The sequence below is a fragment of the Tabrizicola sp. genome, assembly GCF_041913445.1.
Taxonomy (GTDB): domain Bacteria; phylum Pseudomonadota; class Alphaproteobacteria; order Rhodobacterales; family Rhodobacteraceae; genus Tabrizicola.
Genome location: NZ_JAYSFG010000003.1, coordinates 1 through 15,882, shown reverse-complemented (window position 1 = coordinate 15,882; position 15,882 = coordinate 1). Strand labels below are relative to the sequence as shown.

Sequence of the window (15,882 nt, the reverse complement as noted above, 5' to 3'; positions counted from 1 at the left end):
CGACGAGACAAAAGACTTGCGCGTCAGCGCTCCGCTTATCCACGTCTGCTCCGGGTGGAACCCTCTGGCCTTGCGGGGCTTTGCCGGGTAAACGGGGCGTCGACTCCCGGGGGGCCAGATGAACGACCAGATCAAGCCGCAGCCAGGCATTCTTGATATCGCCCTGTACGAGGGCGGCAAGGCGCATGTGGCGGGTGTGGCGAATGTCGTGAAGCTCTCGTCGAACGAGAACCCGTTCGGCCCGTCGGACAAGGCGAAAGAGGCCTTCGGGCGCACCGTCCATTCTCTGCACCGCTATCCGAACACCGATCACGCCGACCTGCGCGCGGCGATTGCCGAGGTGCACAAGCTGGATGCGTCCCGCATCATCTGCGGGGCTGGGTCGGACGAGATCATCACCTTCCTCTGCCAGGCCTATGCCGGGCCGCGGGACGAGGTGGTGTTCACCGAGCACGGGTTCCTGATGTACCGGATTTCCACCATGGCGGTGGGCGCCACGCCGGTTGAGGTGGCCGAGCGCGAGCGGACGGCGGATGTCGACGCGATCCTGGCGGCCTGCAACCGGCGCACGAAGCTTGTCTTCATCGCCAATCCGAACAACCCGACGGGCACGATGATCTCGGGCGCCGAGATCGCGCGGCTGGCCGAGAACCTGCCGCCGCAGGCCTTGTTGGTTCTGGACGGGGCCTATGCGGAATATGTCGAGGGCTACGATGGTGGCGCGGCGCTGGTCGATGCGCGCGACAACGTGGTGATGACGCGGACCTTCTCGAAGGTCTACGGCCTTGGGGGGCTGCGGATCGGCTGGGGCTATGGCCCGAAACACGTGATCGACGTGCTGAACCGCATCCGCGGGCCGTTCAACCTGTCGACCACGCAGCTGGAGACGGCCGAGGCGGCCGTGCGCGATCAGGATTTCGTGGCGAAGTGCCGGGCCGAGAACACCCGGATGCGGTCCTGGCTCGCCAATGCGCTGGCCGAGATCGGGGTGCCCTCCGACACCTCGATGGCCAATTTCATCCTGGCGCGCTTCGCCAGCCAGGAAGAGGCCGAGGCCTGCGATGCCTTCCTGCAGAAGCAGGGCCTGATCGTGCGCCGGGTGGCGGGCTACAAGCTGCCGCATTGCCTGCGGATCACCATCGGCGACGAATCCTCCTGTCGCCAGGTCGCCCATGCCGTGGCGCAGTTCAAGGGTGTGAAATGATCTACGGCCGCGTCGCCCTGATCGGCCTGGGGCTGATCGCGTCCTCGATGGCGCATGCGATGCGGGCGGGCGGGCTGGCCGGTGAGATCGTGGGATACGCCAAGTCGGCCGAGACCCGGGCGGTGGCGAAGGAGCTGTTCTGCGACCGGGTCTGCGACAGTGCGGCAGAAGCCGTAAAGGGCGCGGACCTGGTGGTGCTGGCGGTACCGGTCGGCGCGATGGGCGCGATCGCCGGGGAGATCGGCCCGCACCTGAAGCCGGGCGCGACGGTCACCGACGTGGGGTCGGTCAAGCAGGCAGTCGTGGACGCGGTGGCGCCGCACCTGCCGAAGGGCGTGCATTTCATTCCAGGCCACCCGATGGCGGGGACGGAATATTCCGGTCCGCGGTCGGGCTTCGCAAGCCTTTACCAGAACCGCTGGTGGTTGCTGACGCCGGCCGAGGATTGCAACCCCGAAGCGCTTGCCCGCCTGCGGGAATTGATCGAGGCGATGGGGGCCAAGGTCGACACGATGGATGTGGCGCACCATGACCTGGTGGTGGCCGTGGTCAGCCACGTGCCTCATGCCATCGCCTATACGATGGTGGGCGTGGCCGACCACATGCGCCGCGTGTCGCAGTCCGAGGTCATCAAGTATTCTGCCGCCGGTTTCCGCGACTTCACCCGGATCGCCGCCAGCGACCCGGTGATGTGGCGCGACGTGTTCCTGACCAACAAGGACGCGGTCCTGGACATCCTTGGCCGCTTTGCCGAAGAGCTGTTCGTCTTGCAGCGGGCGATCCGGATGGGCGACGGCGAGCATCTGCACGCCTATTTCACCCGCACCCGCGCGATCCGTCGCGGGATCATCGAAGCCGGGCAGGACACCGCCGCGCCGGATTTCGGCCGGGCCGCGCCGCCCGCGAAAGAGGGCTAGGCCGGATGCGGGGCGCATTCCTGGCGCTGTCGCTGGTGCTGGCCCAGGCGGCCTTGGCCGAGGAGGTAAGCCAGTCTCCCCGCCCGCCCGCCAATCCGCGCCTTGCCGTCGCTGTGGCCGAGCCTGCGCCACCCGCCCCGGCGTCCGAAGCTGTCGTCGCCGCGCCAAGTGAGGCCACGGCCCTGCCCGAGGCGGCGCTGGCGAGTTCCTTGCGCCCTGCGCCCCGTCCCCGTGCTCTGGTCGAGCGCATCGCGGCGCTGAAGGCCACGTCCAACGCTCCGGGCCTCGATCTGTCGGCGCAGGAGCCGGAAGATGAGGTCGACATCGCCGCGATCCCGCCGCCCTCCAAGAAGGAAGAGCGTCGCAAGCGGCGCGAGAAGGCGTCGATGAAGGGTGCGGTCTGCGGCGTGCCCGCGATCAAGGGCGAGGAGATCGCGCGGATCACCTCGAACGTCCGGGGCTGCGGGGTCGAGGACCCGGTGATGGTGACCTCGGTTTCGGGCGTCAGGCTCAGCCAGCCGGCGACGGTGGATTGCTCGATCGCCAAGGCGCTGAACTCCTGGGTGGACGAGGTGGCGCAGCCCGCCTTCGACGGAAGACTGGTCGAGTTGCAGATCGCCGCGCATTACATCTGCCGGAGCCGGAACAACGTCCGCGGGGCAAAGATCAGCGAGCACGGCAAGGGGCGCGCCGTCGACATCTCGGCCTTCATCCTGTCGAACGGCAAGGTGCTAACGGTGGCGCGGGACTACAACCGGCTGCTGCGGCGGATCTACAAGGCCGGGTGCAACTACTTCATGACCACGCTTGGGCCGGGGTCGGACGGCTATCACGAGGACCATTTCCACTTCGACACCTCGGCCCGGAAGGGCGGGCGTTACTGTCGCTAGGCAGGGTCAGCCGCTGGGCGGGACCATAAGCGGGGCCGGGCCAAGCGGGAACGGGCCGAAGCTCATGCGGCCATCCTCCAGTACCAGCGACAGGGACAGGACCTTCATATCGGGCGATTGTGCCGCAAGGGCCTGCATTCCGCGCACGATGGTCGGGGCCATTTCGGGCTGCACCACACCTGCCGCGACAAGGACGGCGGGCAAGCGGTCCCAGTTGGTGACGTCGATGGTGACGCGCCCGGCCGCATAGCCGTTGCCATCGGCCTCGACGACGCCCGAGGCGCTGGCGGCCAGCTCCCCCCAGGAAAGGTTGAACTGGTTGATCTCAACACGCCGCAGATGGGGCCTTGCCTTGCCCGCATGACGGTCCAACGGGGCGGAGAAGGTGAGGTAGACGCTGCCCCACAGCGCCTCGACCACCTCAGGCAAGTCCGACGCCGGAAGGTCGGGGATCGACACGGCCTTCACAGCGGCCAGGAAGCCGGGATCGGGGGTCAGGGGCGCCAGGTCGAAGCCGAACTCATAGCCCGCCGGCCCGAGTGCCTCGTCAGCACGCAGGCCCACTGTGAATTCGCCAAGGCCAAGGGTCCAACCGGCGTCCGAGGCGAGGCTCAGAGACGGCCCCGCCGTCCGCACCTCGGCCAGGGGCAGGTCGGTCGAGGGCTTGGCCCGGGCGCTGGCCATCAGCCCGTCGGAACCGACGGTCACGACTTGGTCGGGCAGCGTCACCACCTGCTCTGGCGGCAGGGCGGCGATGACGTGCCAGGGCTTCCAGGTCATCGCGAAGACCTGGACGAAGGGCGCCTGCCAGCCCGCGCCGGAGACCGGGTCGGCAAGCCGGGGCTCGTCTATGGTCAGGTCGAAGCGATTGGGGAAACCCGCAACCGTCACCCCCGCATTCTCGGCCGTGATCCCCTGCCGGGTCGCATCGGCGAACCAGGTGACCACGCCCTCGCGCACGGCATTCGATCCGACGAACCAGTAGCCCGACCAGAGCGCCGTCACCGCGATCATGAGGAAGAGTAGCTTGCGCATCCGGCGGCCCTTTTCATTGCCCGTTCCCCGGTGTTTACAGGGCCAAAGGCAACAGGACCAGTCATGCAGGCACCGCTCTGGGTCTTCGGCTACGGATCGCTGATCTGGGACCCCGGCTTCCCGGTCGCGGAACGCCGGATCGCGCGGGCCGACGGCTGGCACCGCAGTTTCTGCATGCGGTCGATCCACCATCGCGGCACGGTGGAGAACCCGGGGCTTGTCCTGGCGCTGGACCGCGCCAAGGGGGCAAGCTGCACCGGCGTCGCCTTCCGCGTCGAACCGGGGCACGAGGCGGCCACGCTTTTCGCGCTGCGGGAACGGGAACTGGTGTCCTCGGCCTACCTGGAGGTGACGCTGCCTGTCACCACCGAGGCGGGCCCGCTGGACGTGCTGGCCTATGTCATCGACCCCGACCACGTGCAGTATTGCAACCTGACCCACGAGGAACAGGCCCAGATCATCGCGCGCGCAACGGGCGGGCGAGGGCGGAACTGCGACTACCTCTGGTCCACTGCCGCGCACCTTGCCGAGCTTGGCATAAGCGACCCCGACCTTGACTGGCTGGCCGAGCGTGTCCGCGCCCTGACCTGACCTTTTGCTTGGCTGTTGCAACCAGCCTGCTAGACTCGGCGTTAAGGCAGGGGAACCAGAGGGCAAGATGTCCCAGACAGACACCGGTCGGGCCGAGGTCGCGACGACCTTCTCGCAGCCGATCCGGGCGATCACCACGATGCTGCTGGTCTGCCTTTTGGTCGGCGCGGGCGCCTGGCTGATCCACGGTACGGTCATCGACATCATCCGCACCAACCCGGTGCTGAACGGGGTCATCGCGTTCGTCTTCCTGGTGGGGGTGCTGTCCTGTTTCTGGCAGGTCTGGATTCTGGCTCAGTCGGTCTACTGGATCGAGAATTTCGTCCGCGGCACTCCGGGTACGGAAAGCATGGCCCCGCCCCGCCTTCTGGCCCCGCTCGCGGCGCTGCTGCGGTCGCGGACGGCACGGCTGTCGATCTCGGCCTCCTCCTCACGCTCGATCCAGGAATCGGTCGTCCAGCGGATCGATGAAGCGCGGGACATCACCCGCTATCTGATCAACCTTCTGGTCTTTCTGGGTCTTCTTGGGACCTTCTGGGGCCTTGCGACCACCGTTCCCGCCGTGGTCGAGACGATCCGCTCGCTTGCGCCGCAAGAGGGGGAAAGCGGCCTGGATGTCTTCGGAAAGCTGATGGGGGGACTGGAAAGCCAGCTGGGCGGCATGGGTACGGCCTTTTCGTCCTCGCTTCTGGGGCTTGCCGGGTCGCTGGTGCTGGGCCTTCTGGAGCTTTTCGCGGGTCACGGCCAGAACCGCTTCATCCGCGAGCTGGAGGAATGGCTCTCTTCGATCACCCGGCTGGGCTATGCCGGGGATGGCGAGGGGGCCGACCAGAACGCCCTGGGGCTTCTGGTCGACCACATGGCGCAGCAGCTGGAAGAGCTCCAGGCGCTGCAGATGCAGACCGAGTCGAACCGCTTCCATTCCGAGATGAAGATCAACGAGCTGGTCACGGCGATGACGGCGCTGACTGACCGGATCGACGCGGAACGCGGGCAGTCGGCCCTGCTGCGGCGGATCGCCGAGGGGCAGGAAAAGCTTCTGGAGGCCTTGCAGGCCGGCGAAGGCGGGTCGGGCACGGACCCGGAAAGCCGGATGCGGTTGCGGTCGATCGACGTGCAGCTTCTGCGTATCCTGGAAGAGATGTCGGCGGGCCGGCAAGAGACGCTGGCCGATCTCAAGACCGATATCTCGCAGCTGACCGCGGCCATTCGGCAACTGGGCCGCAGCGCCGGGCGGGCCTGAGATGGTTGCCCGCACCCGCCGCCGTGACAGCTCGCTTATCTGGCCGGGCTTCGTCGATGCGGTGACGACGCTGCTGATGGTGCTGATGTTCGTCCTGACCATCTTCACCGTGATGCAGTCGGTCCTGCGCGACACGATCACCACGCAGGACACGGAACTGGACGCGCTGACCGCGCAGGTCGCGCAGCTGGCCGAGGCGCTGGGGCTGGAGCAGGCGAAGGCCACCGACCTTGAGGCGCGGGTGGCAGAGTTGCAGGCGGGTCTGTCCACGGCCTTGGCAGAGGGTGAACGCCAGGCGGGGGTGATCGCGGCGCTGACGGCAGACCTGACGGCGCGCGAGGGGGAACTGGCGGCGGCACGGAGCCGGATCACCGATTTCGAGGCGCAGGTGGCCGCCCTTCTGGTCGAACGCGACCGCGCGCGGGGGGATGCCGAGCGGCTGACGGCCTCGGTCGCGGAACTGGAGGCGGCGCAGGCGAAGCTGGTGAGCGAGTCAGAGGCTATGGCTCTGGCGCTGGCCAAGGCGCGCGAGGAGGTGGACGCCAATGCCGAGGCCGCTCGGCTGGCGGCGGCGCGGCGCGATGCGCTGGAGGCGCTGCTGGCGCAGGAGCGGGCCAAGGGCGCAGCCGATGCGGCGGCACTGAAGTCCGCGCAAGAGGAGGTCAGCGAGGCCGAGGCGGCCCGGCTGGCCGATGCGGCCGCGCTGCAGGCGCTGCGCGACCGGCTTGCCAATGCCGACACCGAGCTGACGGCGATGACGCTGGCGCTGGAGGAGGAGCGGAAGCGCGCGGAGGAGACACTGACCCTTCTCGCGGCGGCGCGGACCGAGGCGGCGAAAGGCGCGACCGAGAAGGACGCGGCGCTGGCCGCGGCGGAGACGGCGTTGCTGGCTGAGCAGGAGAAGGTCCTCGCCGCGGCGCGCGAAGTGGAGCTTCTGAACCAGCAGGTCGCGGCGCTGCGCAGCCAGCTGGGCAGCCTGCAGGCGCTCTTGGACGATTGGCAAGCGCGGGACGAGGCGGCCAAGGTGCAGCTGGAGAGCCTGGGCAAGGATCTGAACGCGGCCCTGGCGCAGGTTGCGGCCGAGCAGCGGAAGCGCGCGGAGCTGGAGGCGGCCGAGGCGGCGCGGCTGGCCGAGGAGAACCGCGATCTGGCACGCTTCCGGTCCGAATTCTTCGGGCAGCTGTCGAACCTGCTGGAGGGCCGGGAAGGCGTGCGGGTGGTGGGCGACCGCTTCGTCTTCTCGTCCGAGGTACTGTTCAATCCGGGGTCCGCCGACCTTGCGCTGGAGGGTCGGCTGCAGATCGCCGGGGTGGTCAGCATCCTAGACGAGATCCGGGACGAGATCCCGGAGGAGATCGACTGGATCATCCGGGTCGACGGGCACACCGACAATGTGCCGATCAACGCGGGCGCGGCCTTCGCGGACAACTGGGAACTGAGCCAGGCGCGGGCCCTGTCGGTGGTCCGCTTCATGCAGGACGAGCTGGGCTTCCCGCCCGAGCGGATGGCGGCGACGGGGTTCGGGGAGTACCGGCCAGTGGCGGTGGGCGACGATGAGGCCGCCCGCGCCTTGAACCGCCGGATCGAGCTGAAGCTGACGGAACGGTAGGTCGCCATTCCGTGACTGCATCCCGGGACGTTCCGTGCTAGGCTCCACCACAAGTCGTTGCTTGCGAAGTCGATGCCACTGGGACGAACCGGGGCGGAAGACCGGCCCGGAGTCCCTCTGAACGGAGGAAACTTCATGCCGAAGACGATCGGAAATCCCCTCTCCTGGACGATGGGCGCGCTTGGGTCGGCGGCGGGTTATGCGACCGTGGTCGCGGCCCCGGCGCGCGAACACGCCTCGCCGGTGACGCGGCGCCTGACGATGGCGGACCTGACGGCGGCGCTGCGCAAGGGCTGGGAGGACCTTGCGGCGATGCGGTCGGACGTGATGTTCGCCTGCATGCTTTACCCGCTGATGGGGGCGGTGCTGCTGGGACTGGCGACGCAGGGATCGCTGACGCACCTGATGTTCCCGGTCCTGTCCGGCTTCGCCCTGGTCGGGCCGGTGGCGGGGCTGGGCCTTTATGAACTGAGCCGACGGCGCGAGGCGGGGATGGAGGTGAGCTGGGCCGCGATGTTCGATGTCCTGCGTTCGCCCCGGTTTCCGCGGATCGTGATGCTGGCCCTGTTCAACGCCGTGATCTTCATAGTCTGGCTGCTGCTGGCCGACATGATCCACGCGGCGACGCTGGGGCCGGAGCGGGTGCAGAGCCTGGGGGCACTGCTGGCCGAGGCGGTGTCGACCCCGGCGGGGTGGGCGATGATCCTGGTCGGAACTGGGGTCGGGTTCCTGCTGGCGCTGGCGGTGCTGGCGGTGTCGGTGGTGTCCTTCCCGCTGCTGCTGGACCGGGACGTGAGCCTGCCGGTGGCGGTGGCGACCTCGGTCCGGGTGGCGCGGGAGAACCCGATGGTGATCGCCGCCTGGGGGCTGATCGTGGCGGGGCTGCTGGCGGTCGGCATCCTGCCGGCGCTCATCGGGCTGGTGGTGGTGCTGCCGGTGCTGGGGCACGCGACCTGGCATCTCTACAGGGCCGCGGTCGCCTGAGTGTCCACGGTGGACAATCGCTGATGCGTCAATGATTACAGTGACTTGGCCGCGGGCGTTAGGGGTTTCTTAACGCCCGCGCAAAGGCCCTTCGGGGCCTTCGGCTTTTCATCGCGGGCCGCGGTGTTGCGCCCCGAAGTCCGGTCGCGGGACGGGCGGACGGGAGCCTCAGGCGGGGATATCTGGGCCAATATGTATGGGGGTTGCCGGGTGGGGCAATGCCTCCGGCGGGGATATTTGGGCAAAGATGAAAGGCTTGAACCGGTTGGGGACCCGCAAAGCAAAACCCCCGCCGGTGAGGGCGGGGGTCTCTGATTTGGTGCGACTTACTCGGCGGTCAGGAGCGGGGGCTTCTGGCCGGTAAGGCGAGGCTTCTGCGGTTCCTCGATGTCGAGGACGATGGCATCGTCCTTGACCTTCACGTGGACCGTACCGCCCTTGACGAGGCGGCCGAACAGAAGCTCTTCCGCAAGCGGTTTCTTGATGTGCTCCTGGATCACGCGGCCCAGGGGGCGCGCACCCATCTTGTCGTCGTAGCCCTTGTCGCCCAGCCACATCGCGGCTTCGGGCGCGAGGTCGATGTGGACGTTGCGGTCCATGAGCTGCGCCTCGAGCTGCAGCACGAACTTCTCGACCACCTGCATGATGATCTCCTTGCCAAGCGGGGCGAAGTTGATCACGGCGTCCAAGCGGTTGCGGAATTCCGGCGTGAAGGTCCGCTCGATGGCGGCGGTATCCTCACCCGTGCGGCGTTCGCGGCCAAAGCCGATGGCAGCCTGGGACTGCTCACGCGCGCCGGCGTTCGAGGTCATGATCAGGATCACGTTGCGGAAATCCACCGTCCGGCCGTTGTGGTCGGTGAGCTTCCCGTGGTCCATCACCTGCAGCAGGATGTTGTAGACGTCCGGGTGGGCCTTTTCCATTTCGTCCAGAAGCAGGACGGAATGCGGATGCTGGTCGATGGCGTCGGTCAGCATCCCGCCCTGGTCGAAGCCGACATAGCCCGGAGGCGCACCGATCAGGCGGCTGACCGCGTGCTTTTCCATGTATTCCGACATGTCGAAGCGGATCAGCTCTACCCCCAGCGAGGAGGCAAGCTGCTTGGCCACCTCGGTCTTGCCGACGCCGGTCGGGCCCGCGAACAGGTAGTTGCCGATGGGCTTTTCCGGTTCGCGCAGGCCCGCACGAGCGAGCTTGATCGCGGAGCAGAGCGCTTCCACCGCCTTGTCCTGGCCGAAGACCACCCGCTTGAGGGTCTTTTCCAGGTCGCGCAGGGTTTCGGCGTCGTCCTTCGACACGGACTTCGGAGGGATGCGGGCGATCTTGGCCACCACAGCCTCGATCTCCTTGATACCCAGCGTCTTGCGGCGCTTAGATTCCGCCACGAGGTGCTGCGCGGCCCCGGCTTCGTCGATCACATCGATCGCGCTGTCGGGCAGCTTGCGGTCATGGATGTAGCGCGCGGCCAGTTCCACCGCCGACTTGATCGCGTCGTTGGTGTACTTGAGGTCGTGGTGTTCCTCGAAATGCGGTTTCAGACCCATCAGGATCTTGATCGCATCCGGCACCGAAGGCTCATTCACGTCGATCTTCTGGAAGCGCCGCGACAGGGCGCGGTCCTTTTCGAAGTGCTGGCGGAATTCCTTGTAGGTGGTGGAGCCCATGCAGCGCAGCTTGCCGCCCTGCAGCGCGGGTTTCAGGAGGTTCGAGGCATCCATCGCCCCGCCAGAGGTCGCGCCAGCGCCGATGACGGTGTGAATCTCGTCGATGAAGAGGATCGCGTCGGGGTGATCCTCAAGCTCCTTCACGACGGCTTTCAGGCGTTCCTCGAAGTCGCCGCGATAGCGGGTCCCGGCGAGCAGCGCGCCCATGTCGAGCGAGAAGATCGTGGCCTTCGACAGAACCTCGGGCGTCTCGCCCAGGACGATCTTGCGGGCCAGCCCTTCCGCGATGGCGGTCTTGCCCACGCCGGGGTCGCCCACGAGAAGCGGGTTGTTCTTGCGACGGCGGCAGAGGACCTGGATTGCCCGCTCGACCTCGGCCTCACGCCCGATGAGCGGGTCGACGTCGCCCTTGCGGGCCTTCACGTTCAGGTCGACGCAGTACTTGGACAGCGCCGATTCCTTGGCTTCGCCAGCCTCGGCCTTGGGGGTTTCCTGCTGTTCGTCGGCGCCCTGCACGGGGCGGGATTCGCCGTAGGACGGGTCCTTCGCCACGCCATGCGCGATGAAGTTCACCGCGTCGTAGCGGGTCATGTCCTGTTCCTGCAGGAAGTAGGCGGCGTTGGATTCCCGTTCGGCAAAGATCGCCACCAGGACGTTGGCGCCGGTGACTTCGGTGCGGCCCGAGGACTGGACGTGGATCGCCGCGCGCTGGATGACGCGCTGGAAGGCGGCGGTCGGCACGGCCTCGGACCCCTCGACATCGGTCACCAGCGTCGACAGGTCGTCGTCGATGAAGTCGGTGAGCGTCTTGCGAAGTTCGTCCAGGTCGACGGCGCAGGCCTTCATCACGCGGGCTGCGTCGGGTTCGTCGATCAGCGCCAGCAGGAGATGTTCCAGCGTGGCGAGTTCGTGGCGGCGCGAGTTGGCCAGGGCCAGGGCGCTGTGGATTGCCTGTTCAAGGGTAGTCGAAAACGATGGCACTTCAGTGCTCCTGTCCTGCAGGTCAGCCGGGCACGAGCGCCCACACTGACCGTGGCCTCATAAGCTTAAAGTTCGGTTTTCTTCACCGCACTTCAAGCGCAATCTTCCAGATTTTGGGGTTTCCCCGCAGGTATCACGCCATTTGTGATACGAGACAGTCAGAACTTGTCTTTTCTGGCCCGGATTTCGGCGAATACGGTGACATCGTCGGCATCTGGCAGGCCGACTGCAGTCTTCAGCGAGGGCAGATGCACCCGCAGGTAAGGGTTCGTCGCCAGCTCCTGCGCGAGCGTCGCGGGGACGGTGGGACGGCCTTGGGCGCGCAACGCTGCGACCTCGGCTGCACGAGAGATAAGCTGCGGATTGTCGGCTTCAAGGGTCAAAGCGAAGCGCAGGTTCGAGGCGGTGTATTCATGGCCGGAACAGACAAGCGTTTCGGGCGGGACCTGCGCGAGTTTCTGCAGGCTGGCGTGCATCTGGCGCGCGGTGCCTTCGAACAGGCGGCCGCAGCCTCCGGCCATCAGGCTGTCGGCGGTGAAGAGGAGGCGGCTTTGCGGGAAGTGGAAGGCGATGTGACCGATGGTGTGGCCCGGAACCTCGATCACGCGGGCGGCTTCGGTGCCGATGGAGAAGCTGGTGGCCTCGTCCAGAGCAAGATCAAGGCGCGGCAGGCGATGCGCGTCGGCGCGGGCGCCAAGCACCATGGCATTGGTCTGGGCGCGCAGCGTGTCGACGCCCTGGATATGGTCGTCATGGTGATGCGTGATCAGGATATGCGTGAGCCGCCACTGGTGGGCCTCGAGCGCGGCCCGGATCGGCCCGGGTTCGGGCACGTCGACGACTGCCGTCTGCCCGGTGGCCTCGTCATGGATCAGGTAGGCGTAGTTGTCCTGCAGGCAGGGGACGGTGACGAGCGTGAGCATTCAGTTGCCCTCCAGAAGCGTGGGGCCGGTGGGGGTGCCGAGCCAGTGCGGCCGGTCGGTCCACCAGTGGATGTGGTCGGGGGTGGGGAAGGCCGGGTCGGCGAAGCCGCCCACGGCAATGCCGATGCAGCCCTTCAGGTAGTCGCCCGTCCGGAAGAACCGCCCTCCGCCGCAGGTCGGGCAGAAGCAGGCCGTGAGCGTGGGGTCGTTGGTGCCGGCGAAGTGCCAGGTCGTGAAGGGGCCGGTGATGCGGACGCCGTCCTCGGGGAACCAGGCGGACAGTTTCATGACGCTGCCGGTGCTGCGCTGGCAGCGGGTGCAGGTGCAGCCGTGGACATGCACCGGATCGACGCTGACATGCAGCCGAAGCGCCCCGCATTCGCAGGAGGCCACTCGGTCCGGGGGCGGCGTGGTTTCGGGCATGGTGCGGGGCGTCAATGTGGGTATGATCCCGCCAATCTGACCGCGCCGGAGCCGCTGTGCAATGCATCTCGACGTGCTGGACCTGAGGAATTTCTACTACCGGACGCAGTTGGGCCGCGTGGCGCAGCGCGCGATCCGGGACCAGGTCGTGCGGCTTTGGGCGCCCAAGGCGGGCGAGACGGTGGCGGGGTTCGGCTTCGCGGTGCCGCTGCTCCGCCCCTACCTCGCCGAGGCGCGGCGCGTCGTGGGCCTGATGCCGGGGCCGCAGGGGGTGATGCCCTGGCCGGCGGGCATGGAAAACGTGAGCGTCCTTTGCGAGGACACGGCCTGGCCGCTGCCGACGGGATTGGTGGACCGGCTGGTGCTGATGCACGGGCTTGAGACGTCGGAGAACCCCTCGGCCGTGCTGGAGGAAAGCGCGCGTGTGCTGGGGCCGGGGGGGCGGGCGCTGTTCATCGTGCCGAACCGGTCGGGCCTCTGGTCGCGGCGGGATGTGACGCCATTCGGCTTCGGCAGGCCCTATTCGGTGGCGCAGCTGGAAGCCCAGCTGAAGCGGCACGGCTTCACGCCCGAACGGAGCTGCTCGGTCCTGTTCGCCCCGCCGTCGGCGACGCGGTTCTGGCTGCGGTCGGCGGATTTCTGGGAAGCCTTCGGGCGGAAGATGCCGTGGCTGGCGGGCGGGGTTCTGATGGTCGAGGCGTCGAAGCAGGTCTACGCGCCCACGCAGGGCGGTCTGCGCGCGGCGGTGAAGAAGCCGCTTCGGGTGCTGGAGGGCGTGGGCCAAGCCGAGCCCGCACTGAACCGCGAGTAGGGTGGGCGATCCGCCCACCTTTCCTTCAGATGATGCGGACCTGGGTGCCGACCGGGCAGAGCTCGAACAGCGTCGCGATGTTCTCGTTGAACAGGCCGATGCAGCCGTCCGAGGACCGCCGCCCGATCTTCCGCGTGTCGTGGGTGCCGTGAATGATGTAGGCGGGCCAGGAGAGATACATCGCATGGGTGCCGAGGGGGTTCTCGGGTCCCGGGCCGATGGGCTTCCAGTCCGGGTAGCGTTCCATCTGCGAGGGCGTGGGGGTCCAGCTGGGGCCGACCTTTTTCCGGACGATCTCGGTATAGCCGCGCTTCGTCAGCTCGTCGGAAATCGGGACCGAGGTCGGGAAGATGCGATAGTCCGCTCCGTCGCCGCTCCAGAAATGCAGGGCGCGCGAGGTGGTATCGGCGACGATAGTGGCCTTCCCGAGATCCGGGAAATGGTCGCGCCAGTCCTGCATGGTGAAGCTCGAGATGTTGTTGCGCACGGCCGAGGGGTTGGCGAGGGCTCCGGTCGCCAGGAAGGGTGCGCCCAGGGCTGCTCCGATAAGCGCGCGTCGCGAGAGGGTCATGCTGCCTGCCTTTCTGCTTCTTCGTTGCCGGGCACCCTTTCCGCGCCGACACGAAGGGTCAACCGCAAGAGGCCGCGCCTGACGGCCATGTGACCCGTCGTGAGCCCGCGAAGCCCCGACGGTCCCAGAGGGATCGGCAGGAACGAGCGGCGGGGATCGACACCGGATTCGGGTGGGTCTTCCCCAAGTCCCCGCCCAATCGCCCCGCGGCCCCGAAGTTTGCGCCAACAGCGACAAATTGGCCTGTCCGGAGGCTCAAGAAAGCGTGTTCAACCCGGTTGCGGGGTCGGGACACCTCTGCTAATGACCCCCGCGACGAATGGTGCCGCCCAGACGGTTGTCGAGGTGTGCGCCAAGGGGATGCCCGGTTCGCACGAGCCCGGGGCAAAAGACAGCGGAAGGGTTGACGTGTCAGAACCAGCTTCGATCTCTCTGGGCATCGCCGCGCGCTACGCGTCGGCCTTGTTCGATCTGGCCAAGGAAGGCGGCGCGCTGAAGGCCTTGGAATCGGATGCGACCGCGCTGTCCGAGACGCTGGCCGCCAGCGAGGAGCTGCGGGACGTGATCGCCTCTCCGGTCATCAGCCGTGATGACCAGGGCCGCGTGATCGCTGCCATCGCCGCCAAGCTGGGCCTGAGCACCCTGATGTCGAACACCCTGGCCCTGATGGCCGACAAGCGCCGCCTCTTCGTGCTGCCGCAGTTCGTGACCCAGCTGGCCGACATGATCGCCGAGGAGAAGGGCGAAGTGACCGCCGAGGTCACCGCCGCCCGCGCCCTGTCGGCCGCCCAATCGAAGAAACTTGCCGAGACGCTGAAGGCCCGCGTCGGCAAGACCGTGAAACTGAAAACGACCGTCGATGAATCCCTCATCGGCGGTCTCGTCGTCAAGCTGGGCTCGACCATGATCGACACTTCGGTCAAGGCAAAGCTCGCGGCCCTGCAAAATGCAATGAAAGAGGTTGGGTGATGGGAATCCAGGCTGCTGAAATCTCTGCGATCCTCAAGGACCAGATCAAGAACTTCGGCAAGGATGCGGAAGTGGCCGAAGTCGGCCGCGTGCTGTCGGTCGGCGACGGGATTGCCCGCGTCCACGGGCTGGACAACGTCCAGGCTGGCGAGATGGTGGAATTCCCCGGCGGTATCCGCGGGATGGCGCTGAACCTCGAAGTCGACAACGTCGGTATCGTTATCTTCGGGTCCGACCAGGACATCAAGGAAGGCGACACCGTCAAGCGCACCAAGGCCATCGTGGACGTGCCCGCGGGCAACGGCCTTCTGGGCCGCGTCGTGGACGCGCTGGGCAACCCGATCGACGGCAAGGGCCCCATCGTGGCGTCCGAGCGTCGCGTGGCCGACGTCAAGGCCCCGGGCATCATTCCCCGCAAGTCGGTGCACGAGCCGATGGCGACCGGCCTCAAGGCCGTTGACGCGATGATCCCCGTTGGCCGTGGCCAGCGCGAACTGATCATCGGTGACCGCCAGACCGGCAAGACCGCCGTGGCGCTGGACACCATCCTGAACCAGAAGGTCTACAACGACGCGGCCGGTTCGGACGAATCGAAGAAGCTCTACTGCGTCTACGTCGCCGTGGGCCAGAAGCGTTCGACCGTCGCCCAGCTGGTGAAGAAGCTCGAGGAAACCGGCGCGATGGCCTATACCATCGTCGTGGCCGCGACCGCCTCGGACCCGGCGCCGATGCAGTTCCTGGCGCCCTATTCGGCGACCGCGATGGCGGAATTCTTCCGCGACAACGGCCGTCACGCCCTGATCATCTATGATGACCTGTCGAAGCAGGCCGTCGCCTACCGCCAGATGTCGCTGCTGCTGCGCCGTCCGCCGGGGCGTGAAGCCTATCCGGGCGACGTGTTCTACCTGCACTCGCGTCTGCTGGAGCGTTCGGCCAAGCTGAACGGCGACTTCGGCGCTGGCTCGCTGACCGCTCTCCCGATCATCGAGACCCAGGCGGGCGACGTGTCGGCCTATATTCCGACGAACGTGATCTCGATCACCGACGGCCAGATCTTCCTGGAAACC

15 protein-coding genes are annotated in these 15,882 nt (G+C 67.2%); 10 read left to right on the top strand and 5 right to left on the bottom strand.

Annotated features, from left to right (window positions below; all coding sequences use genetic code 11):
- The first annotated feature begins 118 nt into the window (after positions 1–118).
- The 3 genes from hisC to ACE3Q6_RS04220 are packed head-to-tail and all read left to right on the top strand — an operon-like array spanning position 119 to position 3,011.
- Positions 119–1,204 (top strand): histidinol-phosphate transaminase, encoded by a 1,086-nt coding sequence (gene hisC / locus ACE3Q6_RS04230; protein WP_374428886.1) that lies wholly within the window; start codon positions 119–121, stop codon positions 1,202–1,204.
- Positions 1,201–2,121 carry a prephenate/arogenate dehydrogenase family protein gene (locus ACE3Q6_RS04225; protein WP_374428884.1) on the top strand — a complete coding sequence of 307 codons (921 nt, stop codon included), beginning with the start codon at positions 1,201–1,203 and terminating at the stop codon, positions 2,119–2,121. Before hisC ends, ACE3Q6_RS04225 begins: the two co-directional genes overlap by 4 nt.
- Before the next feature lie 5 nt (positions 2,122–2,126).
- The gene (locus ACE3Q6_RS04220) at positions 2,127–3,011 is read left to right on the top strand and encodes an extensin family protein (RefSeq protein ID WP_374428881.1); all 885 of its coding nucleotides are present in this window, start codon (positions 2,127–2,129) and stop codon (positions 3,009–3,011) included.
- 6 nt (positions 3,012–3,017) lie between these two features.
- Here ACE3Q6_RS04220 and ACE3Q6_RS04215 read toward each other — a convergent pair whose 3' ends face one another.
- Positions 3,018–4,046, bottom strand: a complete 1,029-nt coding sequence (locus ACE3Q6_RS04215; protein WP_374428879.1) for a DUF2125 domain-containing protein — start codon at positions 4,044–4,046, stop codon at positions 3,018–3,020.
- A gap of 63 nt (positions 4,047–4,109) precedes the next feature.
- Here ACE3Q6_RS04215 and ACE3Q6_RS04210 point away from each other — a divergent pair, with 63 nt between their 5' ends.
- The 4 genes from ACE3Q6_RS04210 to ACE3Q6_RS04195 all read left to right on the top strand — a co-directional run bounded on the left by ACE3Q6_RS04210 (position 4,110) and on the right by ACE3Q6_RS04195 (position 8,473).
- Positions 4,110–4,637, top strand: coding sequence for a gamma-glutamylcyclotransferase (locus tag ACE3Q6_RS04210; protein WP_374428877.1), 528 nt, complete (start codon positions 4,110–4,112; stop codon positions 4,635–4,637).
- A gap of 67 nt (positions 4,638–4,704) precedes the next feature.
- Complete coding sequence (locus ACE3Q6_RS04205; RefSeq protein ID WP_374428875.1) at positions 4,705–5,880, top strand: biopolymer transporter ExbB; 1,176 nt, start codon at positions 4,705–4,707, stop codon at positions 5,878–5,880.
- 1 nt (position 5,881) lies between these two features.
- A complete protein-coding gene (locus ACE3Q6_RS04200) occupies positions 5,882–7,489 on the top strand; it encodes a peptidoglycan -binding protein (RefSeq protein WP_374428873.1) in 1,608 nt (535 codons plus the stop codon).
- A 135-nt stretch (positions 7,490–7,624) separates the two neighbouring features.
- Complete coding sequence (locus ACE3Q6_RS04195) at positions 7,625–8,473, top strand: DUF2189 domain-containing protein (RefSeq protein WP_374428871.1); 849 nt, start codon at positions 7,625–7,627, stop codon at positions 8,471–8,473.
- A gap of 326 nt (positions 8,474–8,799) precedes the next feature.
- Here ACE3Q6_RS04195 and clpA read toward each other — a convergent pair whose 3' ends face one another.
- From clpA to ACE3Q6_RS04180, 3 genes are all read right to left on the bottom strand, one after another.
- The gene (clpA, locus tag ACE3Q6_RS04190) at positions 8,800–11,118 is read right to left on the bottom strand and encodes an ATP-dependent Clp protease ATP-binding subunit ClpA (RefSeq protein ID WP_374428868.1); all 2,319 of its coding nucleotides are present in this window, start codon (positions 11,116–11,118) and stop codon (positions 8,800–8,802) included.
- A gap of 158 nt (positions 11,119–11,276) precedes the next feature.
- Positions 11,277–12,041 carry a hydroxyacylglutathione hydrolase gene (gene gloB / locus ACE3Q6_RS04185; RefSeq protein WP_374428866.1) on the bottom strand — a complete coding sequence of 255 codons (765 nt, stop codon included), beginning with the start codon at positions 12,039–12,041 and terminating at the stop codon, positions 11,277–11,279.
- Positions 12,042–12,464, bottom strand: a complete 423-nt coding sequence (locus tag ACE3Q6_RS04180; RefSeq protein ID WP_374428864.1) for a GFA family protein — start codon at positions 12,462–12,464, stop codon at positions 12,042–12,044.
- Between the two features lie 61 nt (positions 12,465–12,525).
- Between ACE3Q6_RS04180 and ACE3Q6_RS04175 the strand changes: the two genes are divergently transcribed.
- Positions 12,526–13,275, top strand: coding sequence for a class I SAM-dependent methyltransferase (locus ACE3Q6_RS04175; RefSeq protein WP_374428862.1), 750 nt, complete (start codon positions 12,526–12,528; stop codon positions 13,273–13,275).
- A gap of 25 nt (positions 13,276–13,300) precedes the next feature.
- On the opposite strand, the gene ACE3Q6_RS04170 is transcribed toward ACE3Q6_RS04175, so the two are convergent.
- Positions 13,301–13,846, bottom strand: a complete 546-nt coding sequence (locus ACE3Q6_RS04170) for a L,D-transpeptidase (protein WP_374428860.1) — start codon at positions 13,844–13,846, stop codon at positions 13,301–13,303.
- Between the two features lie 408 nt (positions 13,847–14,254).
- On the opposite strand from ACE3Q6_RS04170, the gene ACE3Q6_RS04165 reads away from it, so the two are divergent.
- Positions 14,255–14,815 carry a F0F1 ATP synthase subunit delta gene (locus ACE3Q6_RS04165; protein WP_374428858.1) on the top strand — a complete coding sequence of 187 codons (561 nt, stop codon included), beginning with the start codon at positions 14,255–14,257 and terminating at the stop codon, positions 14,813–14,815.
- Positions 14,815–15,882: F0F1 ATP synthase subunit alpha (gene atpA, locus ACE3Q6_RS04160; protein WP_374428856.1), on the top strand; the 1,068-nt coding region annotated here is incomplete at its 3' end. The genes ACE3Q6_RS04165 and atpA, both read left to right, overlap by 1 nt.